The 20842-nt window shown below is 61.7% G+C and carries 16 protein-coding genes; 9 read left to right on the forward strand and 7 right to left on the reverse strand.

Annotated features, from left to right (window positions below; all coding sequences use genetic code 11):
* The first annotated feature begins 437 nt into the window (after positions 1-437).
* Entirely contained in the window at positions 438-1808 is a 1371-nt protein-coding gene (locus ACTQ1S_RS00315) for an amidohydrolase family protein (RefSeq protein WP_441546775.1), read from the forward strand.
* A 90-nt stretch (positions 1809-1898) separates the two neighbouring features.
* Here the strand turns inward: ACTQ1S_RS00315 and ACTQ1S_RS00320 are convergent, their stop codons facing one another.
* The 4 genes from ACTQ1S_RS00320 to ACTQ1S_RS00335 all read right to left on the reverse strand — a co-directional run bounded on the left by ACTQ1S_RS00320 (position 1899) and on the right by ACTQ1S_RS00335 (position 5550).
* Positions 1899-2372, reverse strand: coding sequence for a hypothetical protein (locus ACTQ1S_RS00320; RefSeq protein ID WP_441546776.1), 474 nt, complete (start codon positions 2370-2372; stop codon positions 1899-1901).
* A gap of 146 nt (positions 2373-2518) precedes the next feature.
* Positions 2519-2788: a metal-sensing transcriptional repressor gene (locus ACTQ1S_RS00325; RefSeq protein WP_229778266.1), complete on the reverse strand. Its 270-nt coding sequence runs from the start codon at positions 2786-2788 to the stop codon at positions 2519-2521.
* A 50-nt stretch (positions 2789-2838) separates the two neighbouring features.
* Positions 2839-3060 (reverse strand): heavy-metal-associated domain-containing protein, encoded by a 222-nt coding sequence (locus tag ACTQ1S_RS00330; protein ID WP_154515953.1) that lies wholly within the window; start codon positions 3058-3060, stop codon positions 2839-2841.
* 147 nt (positions 3061-3207) lie between these two features.
* Positions 3208-5550: a heavy metal translocating P-type ATPase gene (locus ACTQ1S_RS00335; protein WP_441546777.1), complete on the reverse strand. Its 2343-nt coding sequence runs from the start codon at positions 5548-5550 to the stop codon at positions 3208-3210.
* Between the two features lie 642 nt (positions 5551-6192).
* On the opposite strand from ACTQ1S_RS00335, the gene ACTQ1S_RS00340 reads away from it, so the two are divergent.
* The 3 genes from ACTQ1S_RS00340 to ACTQ1S_RS00350 all read left to right on the forward strand — a co-directional run bounded on the left by ACTQ1S_RS00340 (position 6193) and on the right by ACTQ1S_RS00350 (position 10516).
* A complete protein-coding gene (locus tag ACTQ1S_RS00340) occupies positions 6193-8340 on the forward strand; it encodes a DEAD/DEAH box helicase (protein ID WP_441546778.1) in 2148 nt (715 codons plus the stop codon).
* A 972-nt stretch (positions 8341-9312) separates the two neighbouring features.
* On the forward strand, positions 9313-9516 hold the full coding sequence (locus tag ACTQ1S_RS00345; RefSeq protein WP_117734431.1) for a type II toxin-antitoxin system RelB/DinJ family antitoxin: 204 nt from the start codon (positions 9313-9315) through the stop codon (positions 9514-9516).
* An 88-nt stretch (positions 9517-9604) separates the two neighbouring features.
* Positions 9605-10516: a CPBP family glutamic-type intramembrane protease gene (locus tag ACTQ1S_RS00350; RefSeq protein ID WP_441546779.1), complete on the forward strand. Its 912-nt coding sequence runs from the start codon at positions 9605-9607 to the stop codon at positions 10514-10516.
* Here ACTQ1S_RS00350 and ACTQ1S_RS00355 read toward each other — a convergent pair.
* A complete protein-coding gene (locus tag ACTQ1S_RS00355) occupies positions 10513-12657 on the reverse strand; it encodes a YgiQ family radical SAM protein (RefSeq protein ID WP_441546780.1) in 2145 nt (714 codons plus the stop codon). The two genes, ACTQ1S_RS00350 and ACTQ1S_RS00355, sit on opposite strands and share 4 nt — an antisense overlap.
* 250 nt (positions 12658-12907) lie before the next feature.
* On the opposite strand from ACTQ1S_RS00355, the gene ACTQ1S_RS00360 reads away from it, so the two are divergent.
* From ACTQ1S_RS00360 to ACTQ1S_RS00375, 4 genes are all read left to right on the forward strand, one after another.
* Positions 12908-13624, forward strand: coding sequence for a YoaK family protein (locus tag ACTQ1S_RS00360; RefSeq protein ID WP_441546781.1), 717 nt, complete (start codon positions 12908-12910; stop codon positions 13622-13624).
* A 228-nt stretch (positions 13625-13852) separates the two neighbouring features.
* The gene (gene fucO / locus ACTQ1S_RS00365; RefSeq protein WP_154515935.1) at positions 13853-15019 is read left to right on the forward strand and encodes a lactaldehyde reductase; all 1167 of its coding nucleotides are present in this window, start codon (positions 13853-13855) and stop codon (positions 15017-15019) included.
* Between the two features lie 264 nt (positions 15020-15283).
* Positions 15284-16303: a M42 family metallopeptidase gene (locus tag ACTQ1S_RS00370; RefSeq protein WP_441546862.1), complete on the forward strand. Its 1020-nt coding sequence runs from the start codon at positions 15284-15286 to the stop codon at positions 16301-16303.
* 138 nt (positions 16304-16441) lie between these two features.
* Entirely contained in the window at positions 16442-17815 is a 1374-nt protein-coding gene (locus tag ACTQ1S_RS00375; RefSeq protein WP_427795723.1) for a hypothetical protein, read from the forward strand.
* 8 nt (positions 17816-17823) lie between these two features.
* Here the strand turns inward: ACTQ1S_RS00375 and mnmA are convergent, their stop codons facing one another.
* The gene (gene mnmA, locus ACTQ1S_RS00380) at positions 17824-19047 is read right to left on the reverse strand and encodes a tRNA 2-thiouridine(34) synthase MnmA (protein ID WP_441545509.1); all 1224 of its coding nucleotides are present in this window, start codon (positions 19045-19047) and stop codon (positions 17824-17826) included.
* Positions 19048-19105: 58 nt separating this feature from the next.
* A complete protein-coding gene (gene cysK, locus ACTQ1S_RS00385; protein WP_154515926.1) occupies positions 19106-20044 on the reverse strand; it encodes a cysteine synthase A in 939 nt (312 codons plus the stop codon).
* Between the two features lie 252 nt (positions 20045-20296).
* Between cysK and ACTQ1S_RS00390 the strand changes: the two genes are divergently transcribed.
* Positions 20297-20725 carry an RrF2 family transcriptional regulator gene (locus ACTQ1S_RS00390; protein ID WP_154515923.1) on the forward strand — a complete coding sequence of 143 codons (429 nt, stop codon included), beginning with the start codon at positions 20297-20299 and terminating at the stop codon, positions 20723-20725.
* Positions 20726-20842 lie beyond the last annotated feature (117 nt).

Genomic DNA, 20842 nt, shown 5'->3' on the forward strand with positions numbered 1-20842 from the left:
ACAACAAGGGGCCGTTTGGCCTCGTAACCGTTACAGATCGAGACAGAAGGTTGGCTGCCGCTAAAAGATCTAAATCTGTAACATCTAGAGGCCGAAAACCTGTCTACATGTTACAGATTTAGATGTTTGACGACAGGGCTGGAGAATATCTCGATCTGTAACATCTAACGGCCAAAATTCGACCTAACTGTTACAGATTGAGACAAAGGCTGGACGCGGTGCCGAAAGATCTCGATCTGTAACATCTGGCTGCTAAAACCTGGTCTATCTGTTACAAATCAAGACGTTTTGCTGGAACGGCCGGAGCATTGCCCTGCTGTCTCCGTTTGCCCTCACAGCTCTCTCGTCCCTCCGCTAACCGATATGTTCGACTTTAGTTTGCTGCATTAGGTGATAATGGACAAATGTTCAAGTTAATCGTGAGGGAGGAGCTCGATATGGCGTCTGCCGATCGTTCCACGTTGTTTATCAATGCGACCGTCCTGGATGGTTCGGAGCATATGGAGCCGCAGCCCGACATGGCCGTGGCCGTTGAGCGCGGTGTCATCACGTGGATGGGGCCGAGCGCTGTTGCGCAGGCGCCTGCAGGTGCCGAGGTCTTCGACCTGGCCGGGGCGTATCTCATGCCGGGCCTCATCAATATGCATGTGCATCTGTGCGGCTCGGGCAAGCCGGTCTCGGCGGGCGATGCGGGCGCGCTGATGAAGAAGCTCGATAATCCCGTTGGCCGCGCCATTGTCCGCCGCATCCTTAAGGGCAGCGCCCAACAGCAGCTGGCAAGTGGCGTGACCACGGTGCGCGGCGCGGGCGACCCGCTGTTTGCCGATCTGGCCGTGCGCGATGCTATCGACGCCGGCAAGTATCAGGGTCCGCGTTTGGTGGCGCCGGGAACGGGCGTCACGGTGCCGGGTGGCCACGGCGCGGGCTTGTTCGCGCAGGTGGCCAACAGTCCCTCCGAGGCGGCCGAACAGGTGCGCGACCTGTATGCGCGCGGTGCCGACGTCATTAAACTGTTCGTAACGGGCGGTGTGTTCGATGCGACCGAGGTGGGCGAGCCGGGCGTGCTGCGTATGCCGGTGGAGGTTGCCGCGGCGGCGTGCAAGGCAGCGCACGATATGGGCCTTCCGGTTATGGCTCATGTCGAGAGCACCGAGGGCGTACGCGCCGCGCTCGAGGCCGGCGTCGATACGATCGAGCACGGCGCTCCGTTGACACCCGAGATCCTGGAGCTGTACCGCGGCGCCGCGGGAACTCAGCTCGAGGGGCGTGCGCCGAGTGTGACCTGCACGATCAGCCCCGCACTGCCGTTTGTGCTGCTCGATCCGGAAAAGACTCATTCGACTGACACGCAAAAGAAGAACGGCGATATCGTGTGCTCGGGCATTATCGAGAGCGCTCGTGCGGCGCTGGAAGCCGGTATCAAGGTAGGTTTGGGTACGGATTCGAGCTGCCCGTTCGTGACCCAGTACGACATGTGGCGCGAGGTGGCCTATTTTGCCAAGTACGTTGGCGTGAGCAATGCGTTTGCGCTGCATACGGCTACGCAGGTCAATGCTGAGCTGCTGGGGCTGGGTGGCGAGACCGGTGCGATCGAGTGCGGCAAGGCTGCCGATATCCTGGTGACGCGCGAGAACCCGCTCGATGACCTGTGCGCTCTGCGCGAGCCGATGCACGTGATGTGTCGTGGCGATCTGGTGCGCAAACTCAAGGTGAAGCGTATTCCCGAGGTGGACGCCGAGCTCGACACGATTATGGCCATGCCAGCCGAGGCGCTTGCCGAGGAGCTTGCCCGCGACGGCGTGGCGTAGGCGTGACGGGGGCGGGCCCTTTGTCGCATTCAAAAAAGCCGAGGCCCCAGTGCGAGGCCTCGGCTTTTATTTTGTCCTGCGGTATGGCGGCTACGAGCGCGTCTCCATCTTGGCGTGGCACTTGGGGCAGGTGACGCGGATTTTGCCTTTGCCCTTGGGAACGGAGAGCATCTGGCCGCAGTTGGGGCACTTGAGGTATGCCGTGGTCTTGCGACCTTTCCACATCTTCTTGGCCGTGCGCTTGGCACGCTCAAAGTCTTCCTTACTGGTGCCGGCCGCGCGTGAGGTGCTGGCCGCTGCAGCGCTGCCACCCAAGCTGGCGACAAACTTGCCCAAGCCGGGGACCTTAGCCGAGCCGGCGACAAAGGCGTCGTTCTCCTTGCGACGTGCGTCGATGTTTTTGGACAGGCCGCGCAGTACGCCGATCACGATGACGGCGATGGCGATCCAACTGAGCCACTGGACGCGGGCCATCGATCCGATCATCGCGATGACGATACCGGTAAAACCCATCACGATGGTGAGCTCGTCAGCGCCATTGCGGCCCTTCATAAAGTCATTCATGCAAATTGCCTTTCGTTCGATATGCCGCACGCCTTTATACCCGATTTAGAGCAAGGGGGACAGGTTAATCTGAACCAATGTGGTGCAAACATACCCGTCCTCGGAACATCAAGACGGTGCAAAGTGGTCTGTCCCCAATGCGCCGATTACTTAGAGAGCTTGTCGACGACGCGTTCGATCTCGGCGAGCTTCGCGGCTTTGAGGTCTTCGTCGCCCGATTCGATTGCCGAAGTCACGCAGCCCTCGATATGCGCCTTGAGCACGTCGGCGTTAATGCGCGCGAGGAGTGCCTGTGTGGCCATGAGCTGCGTGGAAATATCGACGCAGTAGCGGTCCTCCTCGACCATCCGCAGGATGCCGTCGATCTGGCCGCGCGCCGTCTTGAGCATACGGTTCACCGATTTGTGGTCTGCCATCATGGCGGTCCTCGTTTCTGGTCGATGGGGTCGAATGCTTCTGGTAGCAGCTAGGCTGCGGTCACGGACAGGGCGTGGAACTTCTCGCCGGCGCTCTCGACGGCGGCAGCGAGCTGCTCAGCGGCCACGGTGTCGGCGCACTCCACCTGTACCGTCTGAGTCTCGTGATCGGCATCGGCGTCGGTCACGCCGGCAACGTTGAGCAGTGCCGTCTCGACAGTAGCGTCGCAGTGGCCACACATAAGGCCGGAAGTCTTAATTGTGTAACGCATGGGTATTCCTCTCTGTTATGTCGGCTTTCCCAGGCACCCGACCTTGACCTTCAAGCCGTCGCTCGCGTACCAAAGTACGCGTCGCTCCTCTTTCAGGTCAATCTCGGGCGCCTGGAAAACCCGTTCTAAATGGATTTAATGGTGAGCCTATTTTGCCACTTTAGGCTTAAAGGATTTCAGGCGCAGAGCATTGGACACGACGCACACGCTCGACAGGCTCATCGCCGCGGCGCCAAACATCGGCGAGAGCTGCCAGCCGGTGAGGGGGAAGAACACGCCCGCAGCGAGCGGAATGCCGATGCCGTTGTAGAACAGCGCCCAGAACAGGTCTTGCTTGATGTTGCGAATCGTGGCGCGCGAAAGCTCGATAGCGCGGGCGACGTCCATGAGGTCGCTGCGCATGAGTACCACATCTGCCCCTTCCTTGGCGATGTCGGCGCCGGTGCCGATAGCAAGGCCCACGTCGGCGCGCGCCAGGGCGGGGGAGTCGTTGATGCCGTCGCCCACCATGGCGACCTTGCCGCCCGCATCCTGCAGTTCGCGCACGTGGCGTTCCTTGTCGGCGGGAAGCACGTCGGCAATGACCTGCTTGCTGCTCAGTCCTACGCAGCGGGCGATTGCTTCGGCAGTGACGCGGTTGTCGCCGGTGAGCATGTGCACGTCGACGCCGAGCGAACGCATTACAGCGATGGCCTCAGCGCTCGTCTCCTTGACCTCGTCAGCTACGGCAATGGTGCCGACAAGCTCGCCGTTCTTGGCAAAGAACAACGGTGTCTTGCCCTCGGCGGCAAATCGCTCGGCAAGACCGGCGGGCACCTCCGCGCCCAGCTCGTTCATCAGACGCACGTTGCCGGCTGCGATGATATTCTGCCCCTCGCGCGCCGTAACGCCTCGTCCAGGCACGACGGCAAAGTCCTCGACCATGCGCGCCACGATTCCGCGCACCTCGCACTCGGTCATAATCGCCTCGGCCAGCGGATGCTCGCTCGAGCGCTCCAGCGCGGCAGCGAGCTTCAGTAACGCCTTTTCACTCATAGCGGGCGAGCCGTCGGCGCGCGTGGCTACCACGATATCGGTCACGGCAGGTTTGCCGCGGGTGACCGTACCCGTCTTATCGAGCACCACGGTACCCACGCCGCGCAGGTTCTCCAGCGCCTCGGCGCTCTTAAACAGAATGCCCATCTCGGCGCCCTTGCCGGTGCCTACCATAATGGCGACGGGCGTGGCTAGGCCGAGCGCGCAGGGACAACTGATCACCAGCACGGCCACGGCGGAGGTAAGTGCCTCGTTTATGCTGCCGGTCAGTGCCATCCACACCGCAAAGGTCACGGCCGAGATCACGAACACCACGGGCACGAACACGCCGGCGACCTTGTCGGCCATGCGGGCGATGGGCGCCTTGGTGGCGTTGGCGTCCTCGACGAGCTGGATGATCTTGGCCAGCGACGTGTCGGCACCAACCCGCGTGGCGCGGAAGGTAAACGAGCCGGTGCGGTTGACGGTGGCGGCGTTGACGGTGTCGCCGGCGGTCTTTTCCACGGGGATTGACTCGCCGGTGAGCGCACTCTCGTCCACGGCCGAGCTACCCTCGAGCACCACGCCGTCGACGGGGATTGACTCGCCGGGGTGCACACGTAGGACCTGGCCGGGAAGGATGCTATCGGCGTCGACGGTGGTTTCGCTGCCGTCGTCGGCAACGACGGTCGCGGTTTTAGGCGCCAGATCGATGAGCGCCTCGATGGCGCCGCCGGTTTTGGACTTACTGCGCGTCTCGAGGTATTTGCCCACGGTGACGAGCGACAGGATCGTGCCCGCGCTCTCAAAATACAGATTGTCCATGCCTGTCATCATGGCCTCGTGCACCTGCCCCGTGGCCAGCTGGTCGGCCATGATGAACATGGCGTAGAGCGACCAGGCAATGGAAGCGGTGGCGCCCACGGCAATAAGGGCATCCATGGTGGGCGCGCCGTGCGCGAGCGATTTAAACCCGTTGATAAAGTACGCGTCGTTGACGTAGACGATGGGGATGAGAAGGACAAGCTCGGTGAGGGCGAGCGTCATGCTGTGGATATGGTCGGTGAAAATGCCGGGCAGCGGCCAGCCGAGCATGTGTCCCATGCCTATGTAGAACAGTGGGATGAGGAAGACGATCGAGACGATGAGGCGGGTGTGCATGGCAGAGGCGGCGGCCTCCAGCTTTTTGGTGGGCGACTCCATATGGGCGGCGCCAGACCTGACTTGCGCGCTGCCGTTTGAGCCGGCGGCACCGGTGCCCGTGCTGACGGGTGAGGCCGAGTAGCCCGCGCGGTCGACGGCGGTGCAGATATCGTCGGGGGAGACCTGCGCGGGGTCGTAGTCGACCATCATGGAACCGGCGAGTAGGTTGACCGCGACGCTTTGGACGCCGTCGAGCTTGCTCACGGCACGGTCCACGTGCGCCTGGCAGGCGGCGCATGTCATGCCGCCTACGTCGAACTTATCTTGAGCCATGGCCTCTCCTTTCTGTAGTTTGGTTTGGTGTTGGAATTGTTAACATGCCGATACTATACACCCATACCCCCTGGGGGTGTATGGCAAAAGTTGAAATGTATGACATTCCGATACGGGTGTCGACTGCCAAGTTAGTGCACCATCCTCGCCCTTCGTCTCAATCTGTAACATCTAGTTCCGTTTTTGCCGAGTTACTGTTACAGATCGAGACAAACAATTCGGCGGTTGCTTAACATCTCGATCTGTAACATCTGGCAGGGAAAATGACCTCTATCTGTTACAGATCGAGATGTTGTTTTGCGAGGTTTTGGTTTGTCTCGATTCGTAACGTGTAGACCTGGTTTTGCCTCGTAACTGTTACAGATTGAGACAATTGGCCCAGACCCGCTCCTCTCGCCCCGTCATCTGTGGTTTACGTGGGGGCATACGGAGTACGGGTATACTAACCGGCGGCGAATCTGCTCCATCGCTTAGAGCTGCTGCGTCTGGGCGGCGCGTGATATGGCTGCCAAAGCGATCGCCAGCGTGCTGAGCAACGTCCTCTCTGTGCGCACCCTTTTTGTATGTACTAGCGCACTACCAAGCACGCCCGCGCGGCCGCATGCCGTGCCCCTTGCGCGTGCAGATAAGGAACAACAACATATGCGTAATTCTGTATCCGACGTCACCGACGCCGAGATCCTGGACGAGACCCGCGAGGCCATGGCCCAGGCTGCCTTCGATGCGGCCGACGAGGCCAGCGCCGCCGAGACCGTCGAGTCCGCTACCGAGAACCTGCCCGCCTTTGACGAGCTGGGTCTTTCGGACGAGATACTTCGTGCCATCGAGAACCTGGGTTACGCGGCGCCGACGCCCGTGCAGGCCGGCTCGATCCCCGTGGTGCTCGAGGGCCGCGACCTGCTTGCCGCCGCTCAGACCGGTACCGGCAAGACGGCCGCCTTTTTGCTGCCGACCATGAACAACCTGGAGCACATCGCTCCTCCCAAACCTGTGCGCGAGCGCGGCGGCCGTAACCGTCGTCGCGGTGCTAAAAAGCCCGAGGGCAACGGCCGCGGCCCCGTGATGCTCGTCATCACCCCTACGCGCGAGCTCGCCCAGCAAATCGACGAGGTCGCGAGCAAGATCGCCGACGTCACCGGCCATGTTGCCGTGACCGTTGTGGGCGGCGTGAGCTACAAGCCGCAGACCGCTGCCCTCAAGTACGGCTGCGACATCCTGGTCGCAACGCCGGGCCGTCTGGTCGATCTGATCGAGCAGGGCGCTTGCCACCTGGACGAGGTAAAGGTGCTGGTGCTCGACGAAGCCGACCGCATGCTCGACATGGGCTTTTTGCCCGCCGTTCGCCGTATTGTGCGCGAGACGCCAGCCGAGCGCCAGACGCTGCTGTTCTCGGCGACCCTCGACGAGGAGGCCGTGGGCGAGATCACCGACCTAGTGAGCGACCCGGCCCGCGTGGAGATCGCGCCCGCCACGTCGACCGCCGACACCGTCGACCAGTTTGTGTTCCCGGTGTCCATCGAGGCCAAGAACAACCTGCTGCCCGAGTTCCTCAAAAAGGAAGGCCCGGAGCGCACCATCGTCTTTATGCGCACCAAGCACCGTGCCGACAGCTGCTGCCGTCGTCTGGAGCGCAAGGGCATCAAGGCTGCCGCGATTCATGGCAACCGCAGCCAGGCCCAGCGCGAGCGCGCACTTTCGGCCTTCCGCGACGGTACCGTCGACGTGCTGGTGGCAACCGACGTGCTCGCCCGCGGCATCGACATCAGCGACGTGCGCTACGTCGTGAACTTTGACGTGCCGGCCGAGCCGACCGACTACATCCACCGTATTGGCCGTACGGGCCGCGCCGGCGAGCTGGGCTGGGCCATCACGTTTGTGACCGAGCAGGACGTGGATGAGTTCTACGAGATCGAGAAGCTCATGGACAAGACGGCCGACATCTACGAGGCCGGCGACTTGCACGTGGGCCCCAATCCGCCCGCGGTTGATCCCGAGCGCGACCCTGCGGCCTTTAAGGTGAAGAAGAAGACCAAGCGCGGTAAGTCCAAGAGCAAGAAGAAGCTTGAGCGTGCGCGTCGCGACGGCAAGCGCAACGGCGACGATTACGGCGATGTGGCCGGTCGTTCCAACCGCGGTCGCGATGAGCGTCGTGGCGACAGCGAGCGCCCGAGCCGTCCCAAGCGCGGCGGCAAGACCCGCGTGCGCGAGGGCGTTCAGGCTCGCGTGGACGAGGCCGTGGAGAGCGTGGCCCGCGAGGTGGCTGCCGAGGAGCGCGGCGGTGCTGGTGCCGTCGAGCCGGCCCCGCGCGGCAACCGTGCCGAGCGCCGTGCCAAGCAGTTCCAGGGCGAGGCGCACCGCCGTCGCCGCGAGGACGAGGATCGCGGCGGTCGTCGCCGTGTTGAGCGCGAGGACGAGGGCCGTGGCTCGCGCGGCGGCAAGCGCGGCGCGGGCGACCGTCGTCGTTCCGGTCGCGATGACGAGCGCGGCGGCCGCGGCGGTGAGTCCCGTGGCGGCAAGCGCTTTGAAGAGCGCGGCGGCCGTTCTGGCGAGTCGCGCGATCGTCGCGATCCGCGTGCCAGTCGAGATCGTCGCGATGACTGGCGCAACTACGACGATACCCGCGAGGAGCGCCGCGGCGGCTATCGCGGCGGACGTGGCAGCAACCAGGCCGGCTCCCGTGGTGGCCGTGCCGGCGGTCGCGATAACCGTGGCAGCTATGGCAACAGCCGTGGCGGCAAGCGCGGCGGCAGCTCCCGTCGCCCCGGTGACGGCGGCGGCAAGCGCAAGTAACATACGCGTCGCGCGGTAAGGCGACACGAGTTTGGGTCTCGAGCAGACTATGCTCGGGGCCCTTTTAGTGGGCTCAGTATTAGGTGGGGCCAGTCTTCTTCGTGGAAACGCACGGAGACGGTCGCGGCAAGGGATACGGGCTATCGACCTAGTTGGAGATTCGCGTATGCGGGGGCCGACATCAACGCAGGGCATGAGGTTTTCTGCTGACGCGCGGCGGCTGCGGTGCCCGGGCGGACACGCCGGGGATTTCGCCCGCTGCCTGGCGCCCTTGCCGCCATCCGGCTTTCGCGCTCGCATTCTTTTGGATGCGGGCGTGTTTTTCGTGGCGCGCACGGGTCCCCCGGGGCGCGCCGTGCATTTTCGGGAGTTTTCAGCAAGCCGGGGTGACTGCATACGCGCCGGAATCGTCTTTTTGAGCCAGCGGGATCCTTCGGCAGGCGATTTGGGTTGGCTGACGGCGTCCGGCGCGGCGATAACGCGCGTTTCGCGTCGCGCCGTGCCCCAAAACGACGCCAATCGCGCGGCGTCCACGATTCGCGGCACCGCCTGCGGGGGCCGCGATGCTGAAAACTCCGGTTTTTGCACGGTACAAGCGGGGGTACGTTGGGACGAGAAGGGGTGCCCCCGTCTTTTTATGCATGGCATAAGCGAAATTATGCAAGACAATAGGGCGCCATGCGCCGGATACCCAGCCTGGGCGCGCCATACGCCGACGCTTAGGCCCTCGATATCTCGGACATCATCACGCTCTAAATACTAACCCAGCAACAAAATCATCCGTCTTTTCTCCGTCCCCATGGGACCGGGTGTGGTATTCTATCTGCTGGGTATAACTTAGGAATACCAAGTAATACCAACGCCGCAGAAACAAACTCCAGATGCGGGCCAATCGGGTTGCCTTCACAGCCCGTCGCCCAGCCGCGTGGCCCGCATCTATCCGCACCACCGTTGTTTCAAAAAGGAAGCGCCATGGCAGAACACATGACCCCGGTTGTCGCGAAGGTCTTGCCCGAGGAAAAGGCGGCCTTCGCGGCGGCAACCCAGCTCGTGGGCACCACGCCGTCCAACGCCATCCGCATGTTTATCGCCGCGTTCAATCGCTGTGGCACCTTCCCGTTCGACATCTCGCCCAACGGGGCCTTTGGCACTGCACCCGATTCTCATCAACAATGACTGTCCCAAACTGCCGGTACTTGGGGACGTTCATTTTCTGCCGGCAGTTAAGGAACGTCCCCAAGTACCGGGTTTTGAGGAGGCTGGCATGCTCAATGCGATAGCGTGGGCGCTCGCCTGTTTTGGCGTTGTCGCTGCCGATATAGCCCTGAGCGTCGTTTTGTTCTCCGCCCTTGGCGTCGCATCGGTGTTCATGGGTTTTTCGATCGATGACCTCGACATTCAATTGCTTCAGGCCGCCGCTCAGACGGCGTCGTTTTTGATGGCGCTGCTGTGGTGGCGTTATCTGTGGCCGCGCTCGTTTATGGCGCGTTCGCAAAGCGAGCATTCGCTCGGCGGGGGAGCGCGTGGGGCGTGGAAACGCATCGCCTGCGTTATCGTGATCGGTCTTGCCCTGCAGGTGGTCGTTAGCTACGTGACCGACGCCGTGCTGTCGCTGTTGCCCGATGCCGCGGCCGACTACAGCGAGCTTGTCGAGGAAACGGGCATGGGCGATACCAGTCCTCTTGCCGTCCTGACCACGGTGCTCGGCGCGCCGTTTTGCGAAGAGCTCCTGGTGCGCGGTGTTATCTTTGAGTTTTCGCTGCGTGCGTTTAATCCCCAGTGCCGTCCGCTCTGGAAGCGCCGGCGTCGTGCGAGTGCGCAAGACGGCGCCATAGTGCCCTGGGCGGCCCCAAGCACGTGGGGTGTCGCCGCGGCGATTGTGCTGCAGGCGGCAATCTTCGGTTTTATGCACATGAATTGGGTGCAGGGTTGCTACGCGGGTGCCGCCGGCCTCATCTTTGGTTGGTTGCTCGTGACGACCGGAAAGCTCCGCTACACGATCCTGCTGCACTTTGCCTTTAATGCCGGGTCGTATCTCATGGGCATGCTGTGGTTTGTGAACACGCCGCTCGACGTGGCAATTACGGTCGCTATCGCCGGCGTCATCCTCGTTGAGGCAATGCGCTCGTTGCGCCACGCGTGTGGGATGGACGCAGCGAGCGCACTGCTGCCTTAGTTGCGGCGACCGCCTCCGTTGGCACCCTGACGCCCCTGAGCTGCGCGGTTGCGTCCGGCGGTGTTCTGCGCGCGCGACATGCCGCCGTGGCCCTTGCCGCCCTTGGGCCCCTTGGCTCCAGCGCCGCCAGCGCCACCGTGGCCCTTGCCGCCCTTCTTGCCGGTGCCATGTCCGCCGCCGGCAGATGTCTCGCCCGGGCGTGGCGGCACGGGGCGGATCAGGCAATGCTTGGTGTAGCCGATCAAATCGCGACGGCCGGCTTTCTCTAGCGCCTCGCGCACGAGCTTGTAGTTCTCGGGCTTGCGATACTGGATGAGTGCGCGTTGCATGGCCTTCTCGTGCGGGTCGCGCGCCACATAGATCGGCTCCATGGTGCGCGGATCCACGCCGGTGTAGTACATGCACGTCGACATGGTGGACGGCGTGGGGTAGAAGTCCTGCACCTGCTCGGGCATGTAGCCCATGTCTCGCACGGCCTCGGCAAGGTCCACGGCTTCCTTCATCGTCGATCCGGGGTGGCTCGAGATCAGATACGGCACCACGTACTGCTTGAGTCCGTACTCGCGGTTCAAGCGTTCAAATTTACGGCAGAATGCGTCGTAGACGGCTCGGCTCGGTTTGCCCATCACGGACAGCACCGCGTCGCTCACGTGCTCGGGTGCTACGCGTAGCTGGCCCGAGACGTGGTGCTCTAGCAGCTCGCGCAAAAACTCATCCGAGGCATCGGCCATGGTGTAGTCGAAGCGGATGCCGCTGCGGACAAAGACCTTCTTGACGCCTGGCAGCTGGCGCAGGTCGCGCAGCAGCTGGGTGTAGCCGCTCTCGTCGACCACCATGTTCTTGCACACGCTCGGCCACAGGCATCGCTTGTTCTTGCATACGCCGTGCTTGAGCTGCTTGTCGCAGGCGGGACGGCTAAAGTTGGCCGTCGGCCCGCCCACGTCGTTGATATAGCCCTTAAACTCGGGATTGCGCGTGAGCAGCTCGGCCTCGCGCATGATCGAGTCGTGGCTGCGCATCTGCAGCACGCGACCCTGGTGGAAGGTGAGCGCGCAAAACGAGCACTCGCCAAAACAGCCGCGGTTGGAGCTAATGGAAAACTTGATCTCGGCAAAGGCCGGCACGCCGCCCGCTGCGTCGTAATCGGGATGCCAATCGCGTGCGTAGGGGAGCTCGGCAACCTCGTCCATCTCGTCGGTGGTGAGCGTCGCCGACGGCGGGTTCTGCACCACATAGACGCTGTTGGGGTAGGGCTCTACCAGGCGATGTCCGGTGATGGGGTCCATATTCTGCTGCTGCACGTTAAAGCTGCGCGCGTAGTTGAGCTTGTCGGCGGTAAGGTCGTCCCAACTGGGCAGCAGGTCGTAGTCGTAGACCTCGTCGAGCGAACCCGTGCGATAGACGGTGCCGTTGATATAGGTAATCTGATCGACGGGCAGTCCCGCGTCGAGCGCGTCGGCGATCTCGACAATCGCGTGCTCGCCCATGCCGTAGATGAGGATGTCGGCGCCCGAGTCGAGCAGTACCGAGCGCTTGAGCTTGTCCTGCCAGTAGTCGTAGTGGGCCAAGCGACGCAGGCTTGCCTCGATGCCGCCGATGATGATGGGGGCGTCCTTGAATGTCTGGCGGATGAGGTTGCCGTAGACCGTGACGGCACGGTTGGGGCGGTGCCCCTCCTCGCCACCGGGGGTATAGGCGTCGGTGTGGCGGCGGTGCTTGGTCACCGAATAGTGGTTGACCATGGAGTCCATGTTGCCGGCGCTGACGAGAAAGCCCAGGCGCGGCTCGCCGAGCACGGTGATGCTGGCGGGGTCGGTCCAGTCGGGTTGGCAGATGATGCCCACCTTGTAGCCGTGCGCGTCGAGGACGCGGCTGATGATGGCCATGCCAAAGCTGGGATGGTCCACGTAGGCGTCGCCGCAGATGTAGACAAAGTCGCACTGGTCCCAGCCGCGCGCATCCATGTCGGCGCGGCTGACGGGGAGGAACTTATCACGGCCCGGGCGCCAGGGGCGGACAGGCGCTGCCGGGGCATGCGCGGGGCGCGAGCCCTGGGCTTTGCTTCCACGCTTTTGCTGCTGGCCGCGTTGGGCATGCTTGCCGTGCTGGTTGTGCTGAGCGTCCTGGGGCTTATTTGCCACGATTCCTCCCGGTGTCTGTATGCTGCACGTAATTGTAACCAGTCTTTTTGGGACGGAGCTAAAAAGACTGGTGGAGTACACGAGGTGTCGGGTGTCGATGCCGCGCCCGCCGTTTGTTTCCAGACGGTGTATCTGCGCGTTGGGGAGTCCGTCTCGCGCGCACGCCATGTTGTCAATGGGTTACAGTATGAACGGCGGCTATGTTTCCGCCAACGCACGAGAGGGTCGTCAACAAGGAGGGCGCACGACGATGCAGCGTGCCAAACAGATATCGGAGTCTATTGAGCTGGGCATCATCTTGGCGCTCGCCGGTGGCTTTATGGACGTTTATTCGTACATTGGGCGCGACCATGTTTTCGCCAACGCGCAGACGGGCAACATCTTGCTGGTGGGCGTGAGTATCTCGGAGGGCAATTGGGCGCTCGCGGGGCGCTATTTCTTCCCTGTGGTGTCGTTTGCCGTGGGCATTATGCTTGCCGACCTGGTACACGAACGGTTTGGCAGCGTGATTCACTGGCGCCAGGTGACGGTGTTCTTTGAAGCCGTCATCTTGCTGGGCGTGAGCTTTATCCCCGGTGGCGGCTACAACTTGTTCGCCAACTGCCTCATCTCGTTTGCCTGCGGTATGCAGGTCGAGAGCTTCCGCAAGATCCACGGTCACGGCATTGCCACGACCATGTGCATCGGTAACCTGCGCAACGCGCTGCAAAACGTGGACGACTACATCATCACCCACAAGCGCGGCTTTTTGGAAAACGGCCTGCTGTACTTTGGTGTGATCTTTACCTTTGTGTTTGGCGCTGTGCTGGGAAACTGGTGTATTGAGCGCATGGGGCTGCACGCTATTGCGGTGGCGAGCGTGCTGCTGTTCGTGGCGTTTGCCATCATGTTTATCGACCGCGAGCGCGACCTGCGTTTTCGCTGGAAGCGCGCCTGCGAAGATTGGAAAGAGGCCTGCCAAAAATAGCGGCAGGATGTGGCAAGGGGCTGACCCCTTGCCACACTGATCAATAATGGGGAGGGGACGGTCATCTCGGCCGCCCCTTTTTGTTTAGTGGTCAGGCGGCGACGATACCAGTTGTTGAAACGCTTTAAATAATCTGACGTTCTCACGCGTTTTTCGCTTCAAAAGCGTTAGGATGGGAGCCATAGCGTGGGGCGTAATGGGTGCCCCGCACACGATGGGAGGCTATCAATGGCTAATCGTTTCGTTCTCAACACCATTTCTTATCATGGTTCCGGCGCCATCAAGGAGATCCCCGGCGAGCTCCAGCGTCGCGGCTACAAGAAGATCTTCGTCTGCTCCGACCCCGATCTGGTCAAGTTTGGCGTTACCGCTAAGGTGACCGACGAGCTCGATGCCGCCGGCATCGCTTGGAGCCTCTACTCCGAGATCAAGCCCAACCCCACTATTCAGAACGTCAAGGACGGCGTCGAGGCCTTCAAGGCCGCCGAGGCTGATGCTATCGTGACCGTCGGTGGCGGCTCCTCTATGGACACTGCCAAGGCCATCGGCATCATCATCAACAACCCCGAGTTCGCCGATGTCCGCAGCCTCGAGGGCGTTGCTCCCACTAAGAACCACGCCGTGTTCACCATCGCCGTGCCGACGACCGCCGGTACCGCTGCTGAGGTGACCATCAACTACGTCATCACCGACCCCGAAAAGGTCCGCAAGTTCGTGTGCGTCGACACCAACGACGCCCCCGAGGTCGCCGTCGTCGACCCCGACATGATGGCTTCCATGCCCGCCGGCCTGACCGCTTCCACCGGCATGGACGCTCTGACCCACGCCATCGAGGGCTACACCACCAAGGGCGCTTGGGAGCTCTCCGACATGTTCCACTTTGAGGCCATCAAGCTGATCAGCGAGAACCTGCGCGACTCCGTTGCCGAGGCCAAGTCCGGCCAGCCCGGCTCCGGCCGCGAGGGCATGGCTCTTGGTCAGTATGTCGCCGGCATGGGCTTCTCTAACGTTGGCCTGGGTATCGATCACGCCATGGCTCACACCCTGTCCGCTCACTACGACACCCCTCACGGCGTCGCTTGCGCCATGCTGCTGCCGATTGCCATGGAGTTCAACAAGCCGGTTTGCGCCGAGCGCCTGGCCAAGGTCGCCGTCGCCATGGGCGTTGACACCACGGGCATGAGCACCGATGAGGCTGCCGACGCCGCTATCGCCGCCGTTAAGCAGCTCTCCGCTGACGTGAACATCCCGCACGTCTGCGAGGCCATGAAGGCTGACGAGATCGAGGTCCTGGCCAAGGACGCCATGGCCGATGCCTGCTTCCCGGGCAACCCGCGCGAGGCGACGCTCGACGACGTCATCGAGCTCTTCAAGAAGATCTGCCCGGCTGCCTAACATGGTTCGGCGGGCCCCTGCCCGTTAGCCCCACAATCGTCCTCGGACATGTCGGAGGCCCCGCTGCGCACTACGTGCGGCGGGGCCTCCTTCTGTCCTGCGGAAAGATTCTGGGGCTAACGGGCGGGGGCCCGCCGGCTCGTTATCGTGGCGGGCACTGCTCTGAGAAGCTCGATGGGTTGTCTCGCTAGGTAAAAAGATGGTTCGCGGTGGTATTGTTGCTGTGGGTTTAATTCGATATGAAAGGGTAATTTGGTGTCCAAGATGGATTCTACGCTCTCCTATATTACTGACCAGTTGAAGGCGCTTACCTCGATTGCTTCGCCTACGGGCTATACCCGTGCGGCGACTGATTATCTAATGGAAACGTTGAGCGATATGGGCTTTGGCCCCGAGCGTTCCAATAAGGGCAACGTGCTGGTTGAGCTTGGCGGCGAGGGCGAGCCGCTTGTGTTGGCGAGCCATGTCGATACCCTGGGCGCCATGGTGCGCTCCATTAAGGACAATGGTCGCCTGCGTCCCACGACGCTCGGCGGGCATCAGTGGTCTACGGCCGATGGCGAGAACTGCACCGTCTACACGCGCGATGGCAATGTGTACACGGGTGTGGTCCTCAATACCGAGCCTTCGGCGCACGTGGCCGACGAGCCGGTCAAGACCATCGAGAAGAACATGGAAATCCTGCTCGACGAGAATGTCGACAGCAAGGACGATGTGCTCGAGCTGGGTATTCAGACCGGCGACATCATCGCTATGGATCCGCGCACCACGGTGACGGAGAGCGGCTATATTAAGAGCCGCTTCTTGGACGACAAGCTGTCGGCCTCCATTTTGCTGGGCTTGGCGCGTGCCGTCGCCGCTGGCGAGGTGACGCTTTCGCGCAAGGTTTCACTGCTCTTTACGGTGTACGAGGAGGTTGGCCACGGTGGCGCTTTCGTGCCGGCCGACACGCGCGAGATGATCAGCGTTGACATGGGTTGCGTGGGTGACGATCTGGGCTGCACCGAGCGCATGGTGTCGATTTGCGCCAAGGATTCGGGCGGCCCCTACAACTACGATCTGGTGACCACGCTGTCCAATATCGCGCGCGAGCTGGAGCTCGATTACGCCATCGACGTGTACCCGCATTACGGCTCAGACGTTGAGGCCACGCTTTCTGCCGGCTACGACATCCGTCACGGCCTGATCGGCCCTGGCGTGTACGCGAGCCACAACTACGAGCGCAGCCACATCGACGGCGTGCGTAATACCTACGAGCTGGTTCGCGCCTACGTTCAGCGCTAGGGGATCAGCTTGCGACTCGGCTGACCAATCGCTAAAGCCCGATTTCTCGGGCTTTTTTTCGCTTTTGGTCGTTTAGTATTATGATATATGTAATCTATTAACTAAACGTGTAAATTACTTAACGAGGTGATGCGGTGTATGGATACGTCTGAGTACTTGTCTATGGGTGATGCTGCCCGCCTGCTGGGCGTTACGAAAGCCCGCATATCTCAACTTGCCGCATCGGGAACGCTTGCGTGCGATATTGTGGGCGGACGGAAGATGGTCGAGTACAATTCCGCGGTCGCTTATCAAAAGGTCCGCAAACGTGGACGCCGTCCTGCGGCCGATGTGGGGCGCAAGTTTACGCTGATGTCGGCCGACCATGAGGTCGCGCATGTCTCATTTGATCCGTCGCGCGAATTTCCCTTCGAAATCGCGGAGGTCCTCGATGCACAACGAATGCCGTTTGGTACGTGCTCGAGCTCTTCTCCTACGGTGAATAAACGGGAGCTCAACGTGTGGTGGAGCCATCGGTCGGTGCCCGATGTTCGCCCCGGACTCGTCTCGCGCTATCGCGAACTGGGAATTGCCAGTGGCATCGAGGTCCCGGTTCAGTGCCTGGGCCTCTCGCTTTCGGATTGCTATTGGCTGCGGCCGGCAGAATGCGACGGGCTCAAATGGCGAAACCTCAATTACTTCGAGAATGATTTTGAGCGATCGGCGCCCGAGGGACGTTCGGGTTGGCTGGAGGGCATCGGTCTTAAAAATCCGGATAACACGTCCGAGGGCGAGCTCCCTAAATCGTGGATGATTCGCAACGCTGTTCGCGTTCTGGTCAAGGGGTGCGGCATGGACGATCAGCGTCCCTTTAACGAGGCGGTTGCAACGGCTCTACATCGTCGCTTGCTGTCGGAGGGCGAGTTTGTTCCTTATACGGTTGAGCGAATGTTCGATGGCCCTGTGTGTCTGTGCGACGACTTTCTTGACGGCCGCGAGGAATACGTTCCGGCTGTTTACGTTAAGGGCGCACTTGGTAGCCAGCGGGGAAACTCGACATACGACCGGTACTGCCGCTTCCTTGGTAAACATGGAGCAGACGAGGCTGCCGTGAGAAGGTCTATGTCGCAGATGATTGTCTGCGATGCCCTTTTGGCCAACAGCGATCGCCATTGGCGAAACTTCGGCATCATCCGCAATGTCGACACCCTGGAGATAAGGCCTGCTCCGCTGTTCGATAGCGGCAACTGCCTGTGGTACAACGTACCAACTGCCGTGCTCGCAGCTGGGGAGTTTGGGTTTTCTGCTAAGCCGTTTGGGCCCGACCCTTCCGTCCAGCTGGCGCTTGCGGACTCACTCGATTGGTTCGATTCATCGCGGCTCAACGGATTTGTTGATGAGGCGATCGAGATTCTTTCGCAGAGCGAATGGGCCACAGCGGAGGGCCGGCTCGAGTCCATTTGCCGCGGCCTCGAGCGTCGCGTTATCGAGGTGAATGCTGCTGTTGAGGTGCTTCGACACGTGCGGCGATAATCCTGCAGCTACCTGATGGCGGCAGTTACCGTTCCGCCGCCCAGGACGACGTCGCCGCGATAGATAACGACGGCCTGTCCGGGGGCGACGGCGCGCTGCGGCTCGTCAAAGGTCAGAAGCATCTGTCCGTCGGCGCCACGTGTAAGGGTCGCTGCCTGGTCCTTTTGACGGTAGCGGTACTTGGTGCCCACGCGAATGTCGCCGGACGTGAGCTCTGCCTCCATGCGGTCGGCAGGGGCACTCCAAATCCAGTCGTTGGCCGTGAGCGCTGTCGCCGTCAGGTCCTCAGCCTCGCCCAGATGAACAATGTTGTTGGCGGCATCAACGCCCGTTACATACACGGGGCGCGCCATCGCGACGCCCAAGCCCTTGCGCTGGCCGACGGTATAGCGCAGCGCGCCGTTGTGGCGTCCGACCACGCTGCCGTCGCGCCATACAATATCGCCTGGCTCGGCGGCATGCCCGCAGCGGCGCTCGATATAGCCCGCGTAGTCGCCGTCCGCGATAAAACAGATATCCTCGCTCTCGGCCTTCTTGGCGTTGATGAAGCCCTGCTCGGCGGCAATGCGGCGCACGTCGCGCTCTTTGTCCAACCCTGCCAGCGGAAAGATTGTGCGTGCCAGGCGCTCTTGCGTGAGCGAATACAAAAAGTAACTCTGGTCCTTCTTGGAGTCTTCGCCGCGGTGCAGCTGCCAGGTGCCATCGGGCGCTTGGCTCGTTTTGGCGTAGTGACCCGTGGCAATGTAGTCGCAGCCCATATCGAGCGCCGCGTCGAGCAGCGCGCCAAACTTAATATGGCGGTTGCAGATGATGCACGGGTTGGGCGTCAGCCCCTCCTGGTAGGCGGTCACGAAGCGCTCGATAACGTTGCGGTCGAAGGCCTGCTGCAGGTCGAGCACATGGTGAGGTATCCCCAGGCGATCGGCGACGGCCTTTGCATCGGCGATGTCGCGGTCGACCTTGCTCATGCCCGTGACGGGATCGGGCGCAGGGCAGGTGAGGCGCATAGTGGCACCGACGCATTCGTAGCCTTGGCACTTGAGCAGATAGGCAGTCACGCTGGAATCGACGCCGCCGCTCATGGCGACGAGCACGCGCTTGTTGTGCATGGGGAGGTTCTCCTTGGTGGCATGTGGCCAAAAAAGAAAAGCGGCGCGGGAGGCTGGTTCCGCGCCGCAGACATTGTAGCAAGTTCGGACGTCTCGTGGGACACCCTGACGGGATGGGCTCAGACCGCCGGGAGAGAGGAGGCAGGTTCGTCCCTGAGCTCAACCTATGGGAAAAAAGGCTCTAGTCCTGGAACAGTGCCGTGGACAGATAGCGCTCACCGGTATCGGCGAGCAGCGCCACGATGGTCTTGCCCTCGTTCTCGGGGCGCTTGGCTAGCTGCAGCGCGGCCCACACGGCGGCACCGGACGAAATGCCCACGAGCACGCCCTCCTTGTGGCCCACGGCGCGGCCGGTGGCAAAGGCGTCGTCGTTCTCGACGGGGATGATCTCGTCATAGACCTGGGTGTCGAGGACGTCGGGCACAAAGCCGGCACCGATGCCCTGGATCTTGTGCGGACCGGCCTGGCCCTTGGAGAGTACCGGGGAGGTGGCGGGCTCGACGGCGACAACCTGAATCTCGGGGTTCTGCTCCTTGAGGAATTCGCCCACACCGGTCACGGTGCCACCGGTGCCAACGCCGGCGACGAAGATGTCGACCTTGCCGTCGGTGTCGTCCCAGATCTCGGGGCCGGTCGTGGCCTTATGGATGGCGGGGTTGGCGGGGTTCACGAACTGGCCGGCGATGATGCTGTTGGGAGTCTCCTTCTGCAGCTCCTCGGCCCTGGCGATGGCGCCCTTCATGCCCTTGGAGCCGTCGGTGAGCACGAGCTGTGCGCCGTATGCCTGCATAAGCTTGCGGCGCTCGACGGACATGGTTTCGGGCATGGTGATGATCACCTTGTAGCCGCGAGCCGCCGCCACCGAGGCGATGCCGACGCCGGTGTTGCCGCTCGTGGGCTCGATGATGGTATAGTCGCCGCCGCGCACGAGCTTGCCGGCCTTCTCGGCCTCGTCAATCATGTTCTTGGCGACGCGGTCTTTGACGGACCCGGCGGGGTTGAAGTATTCCAATTTGACGAGCACGCGGGCCTTAAGGTCCTCATCGGCCTCAAAGTGAGTGAGCTCCAAAAGCGGGGTGTGGCCGATAAGCTGATCGATGGACGTATAAACCTTGCTCATGGTGAACCTCCAAAGTGTTCAAATGACTGGATACCGTGTGGTTTTACGGTGGCCTAGTAGCTAAACCCATAAACCTTATAGGTTGTTCATTTAGCTGTTGGCAAGCATAGTAGACACTAAAGCCTAGTAATGCAATAGGAAATAGGAGATTATTACGAGCTGATTAACCACCTTGACTGGAATGGGTATTTTCAAAGCCAATTTTTCGGCTAGAATTTCAACGGATTAAAAGACCGAAAGGCAGCACTATATATGTTGGTTTCTACTAAGGGCAGGTACGCCCTGCGCGTTATGGTCGACCTGGCCGAGCACCAGGCGGCCGGTCGCATCCCGCTCAAAGAGATTGCGGCGCGACAGGGGATTTCCGAGAAATATCTCGAGAACATCTTGGCTACGCTCGTGCGCGCCAACATGCTCTCGGGCATGCGTGGCAAGGGCGGCGGCTACGTGCTCACGCGCCCGCCCGAGCAGTACACGGTGGGAGAGATCTTGCGCCTGACCGAGGGCAGCCTGGCGCCGGTCGCCTGCCTGGATGGCGACTGCAAGGGTTGCTCGCGATCTGATGAGTGCCCCACGCTCGACGTGTGGAAGAACCTGGACAAGCTCATCAACGACTACCTCGACGGTGTGACGCTCGATGCGCTCGTCGCCCCCAACGGGGGCTACGACTACGTCATCTAGCCCCACCAGCCATTTGGTGACGGGGTAGAAATGGTAGATTCTTTTGTCCTCTGAGGCTTGACAAAGGCGAAGGCCGTCCATCGTTGCGATGGACGGCCTTCGTTTTGGCGTGTTGTG

It is taken from the genome of Collinsella sp. LCP21S3_D3 (genome assembly GCF_052118305.1).
Classification (GTDB): Bacteria; Actinomycetota; Coriobacteriia; order Coriobacteriales; family Coriobacteriaceae; genus Collinsella.

What these genes read in the sequence shown, in the direction of transcription:
- ACTQ1S_RS00345 (WP_117734431.1), top strand. Translation starts at nt 9,313, where the DNA reads ATGGCAGAACACATGACCCCGGTTGTCGCGAAGGTCTTGCCCGAGGAA.
- ACTQ1S_RS00320 (WP_441546776.1), bottom strand. Translation starts at nt 2,372, where the DNA reads ATGAATGACTTTATGAAGGGCCGCAATGGCGCTGACGAGCTCACCATC.
- ACTQ1S_RS00390 (WP_154515923.1), top strand. Translation starts at nt 20,297, where the DNA reads ATGTTGGTTTCTACTAAGGGCAGGTACGCCCTGCGCGTTATGGTCGAC.
- ACTQ1S_RS00375 (WP_427795723.1), top strand. Translation starts at nt 16,442, where the DNA reads ATGGATACGTCTGAGTACTTGTCTATGGGTGATGCTGCCCGCCTGCTG.
- ACTQ1S_RS00330 (WP_154515953.1), bottom strand. Translation starts at nt 3,060, where the DNA reads ATGCGTTACACAATTAAGACTTCCGGCCTTATGTGTGGCCACTGCGAC.
- ACTQ1S_RS00315 (WP_441546775.1), top strand. Translation starts at nt 438, where the DNA reads ATGGCGTCTGCCGATCGTTCCACGTTGTTTATCAATGCGACCGTCCTG.
- fucO (WP_154515935.1), top strand. Translation starts at nt 13,853, where the DNA reads ATGGCTAATCGTTTCGTTCTCAACACCATTTCTTATCATGGTTCCGGC.
- ACTQ1S_RS00340 (WP_441546778.1), top strand. Translation starts at nt 6,193, where the DNA reads ATGCGTAATTCTGTATCCGACGTCACCGACGCCGAGATCCTGGACGAG.
- ACTQ1S_RS00360 (WP_441546781.1), top strand. Translation starts at nt 12,908, where the DNA reads ATGCAGCGTGCCAAACAGATATCGGAGTCTATTGAGCTGGGCATCATC.
- ACTQ1S_RS00335 (WP_441546777.1), bottom strand. Translation starts at nt 5,550, where the DNA reads ATGGCTCAAGATAAGTTCGACGTAGGCGGCATGACATGCGCCGCCTGC.
- ACTQ1S_RS00370 (WP_441546862.1), top strand. Translation starts at nt 15,284, where the DNA reads ATGGATTCTACGCTCTCCTATATTACTGACCAGTTGAAGGCGCTTACC.
- cysK (WP_154515926.1), bottom strand. Translation starts at nt 20,044, where the DNA reads ATGAGCAAGGTTTATACGTCCATCGATCAGCTTATCGGCCACACCCCG.
- ACTQ1S_RS00350 (WP_441546779.1), top strand. Translation starts at nt 9,605, where the DNA reads ATGCTCAATGCGATAGCGTGGGCGCTCGCCTGTTTTGGCGTTGTCGCT.
- ACTQ1S_RS00325 (WP_229778266.1), bottom strand. Translation starts at nt 2,788, where the DNA reads ATGGCAGACCACAAATCGGTGAACCGTATGCTCAAGACGGCGCGCGGC.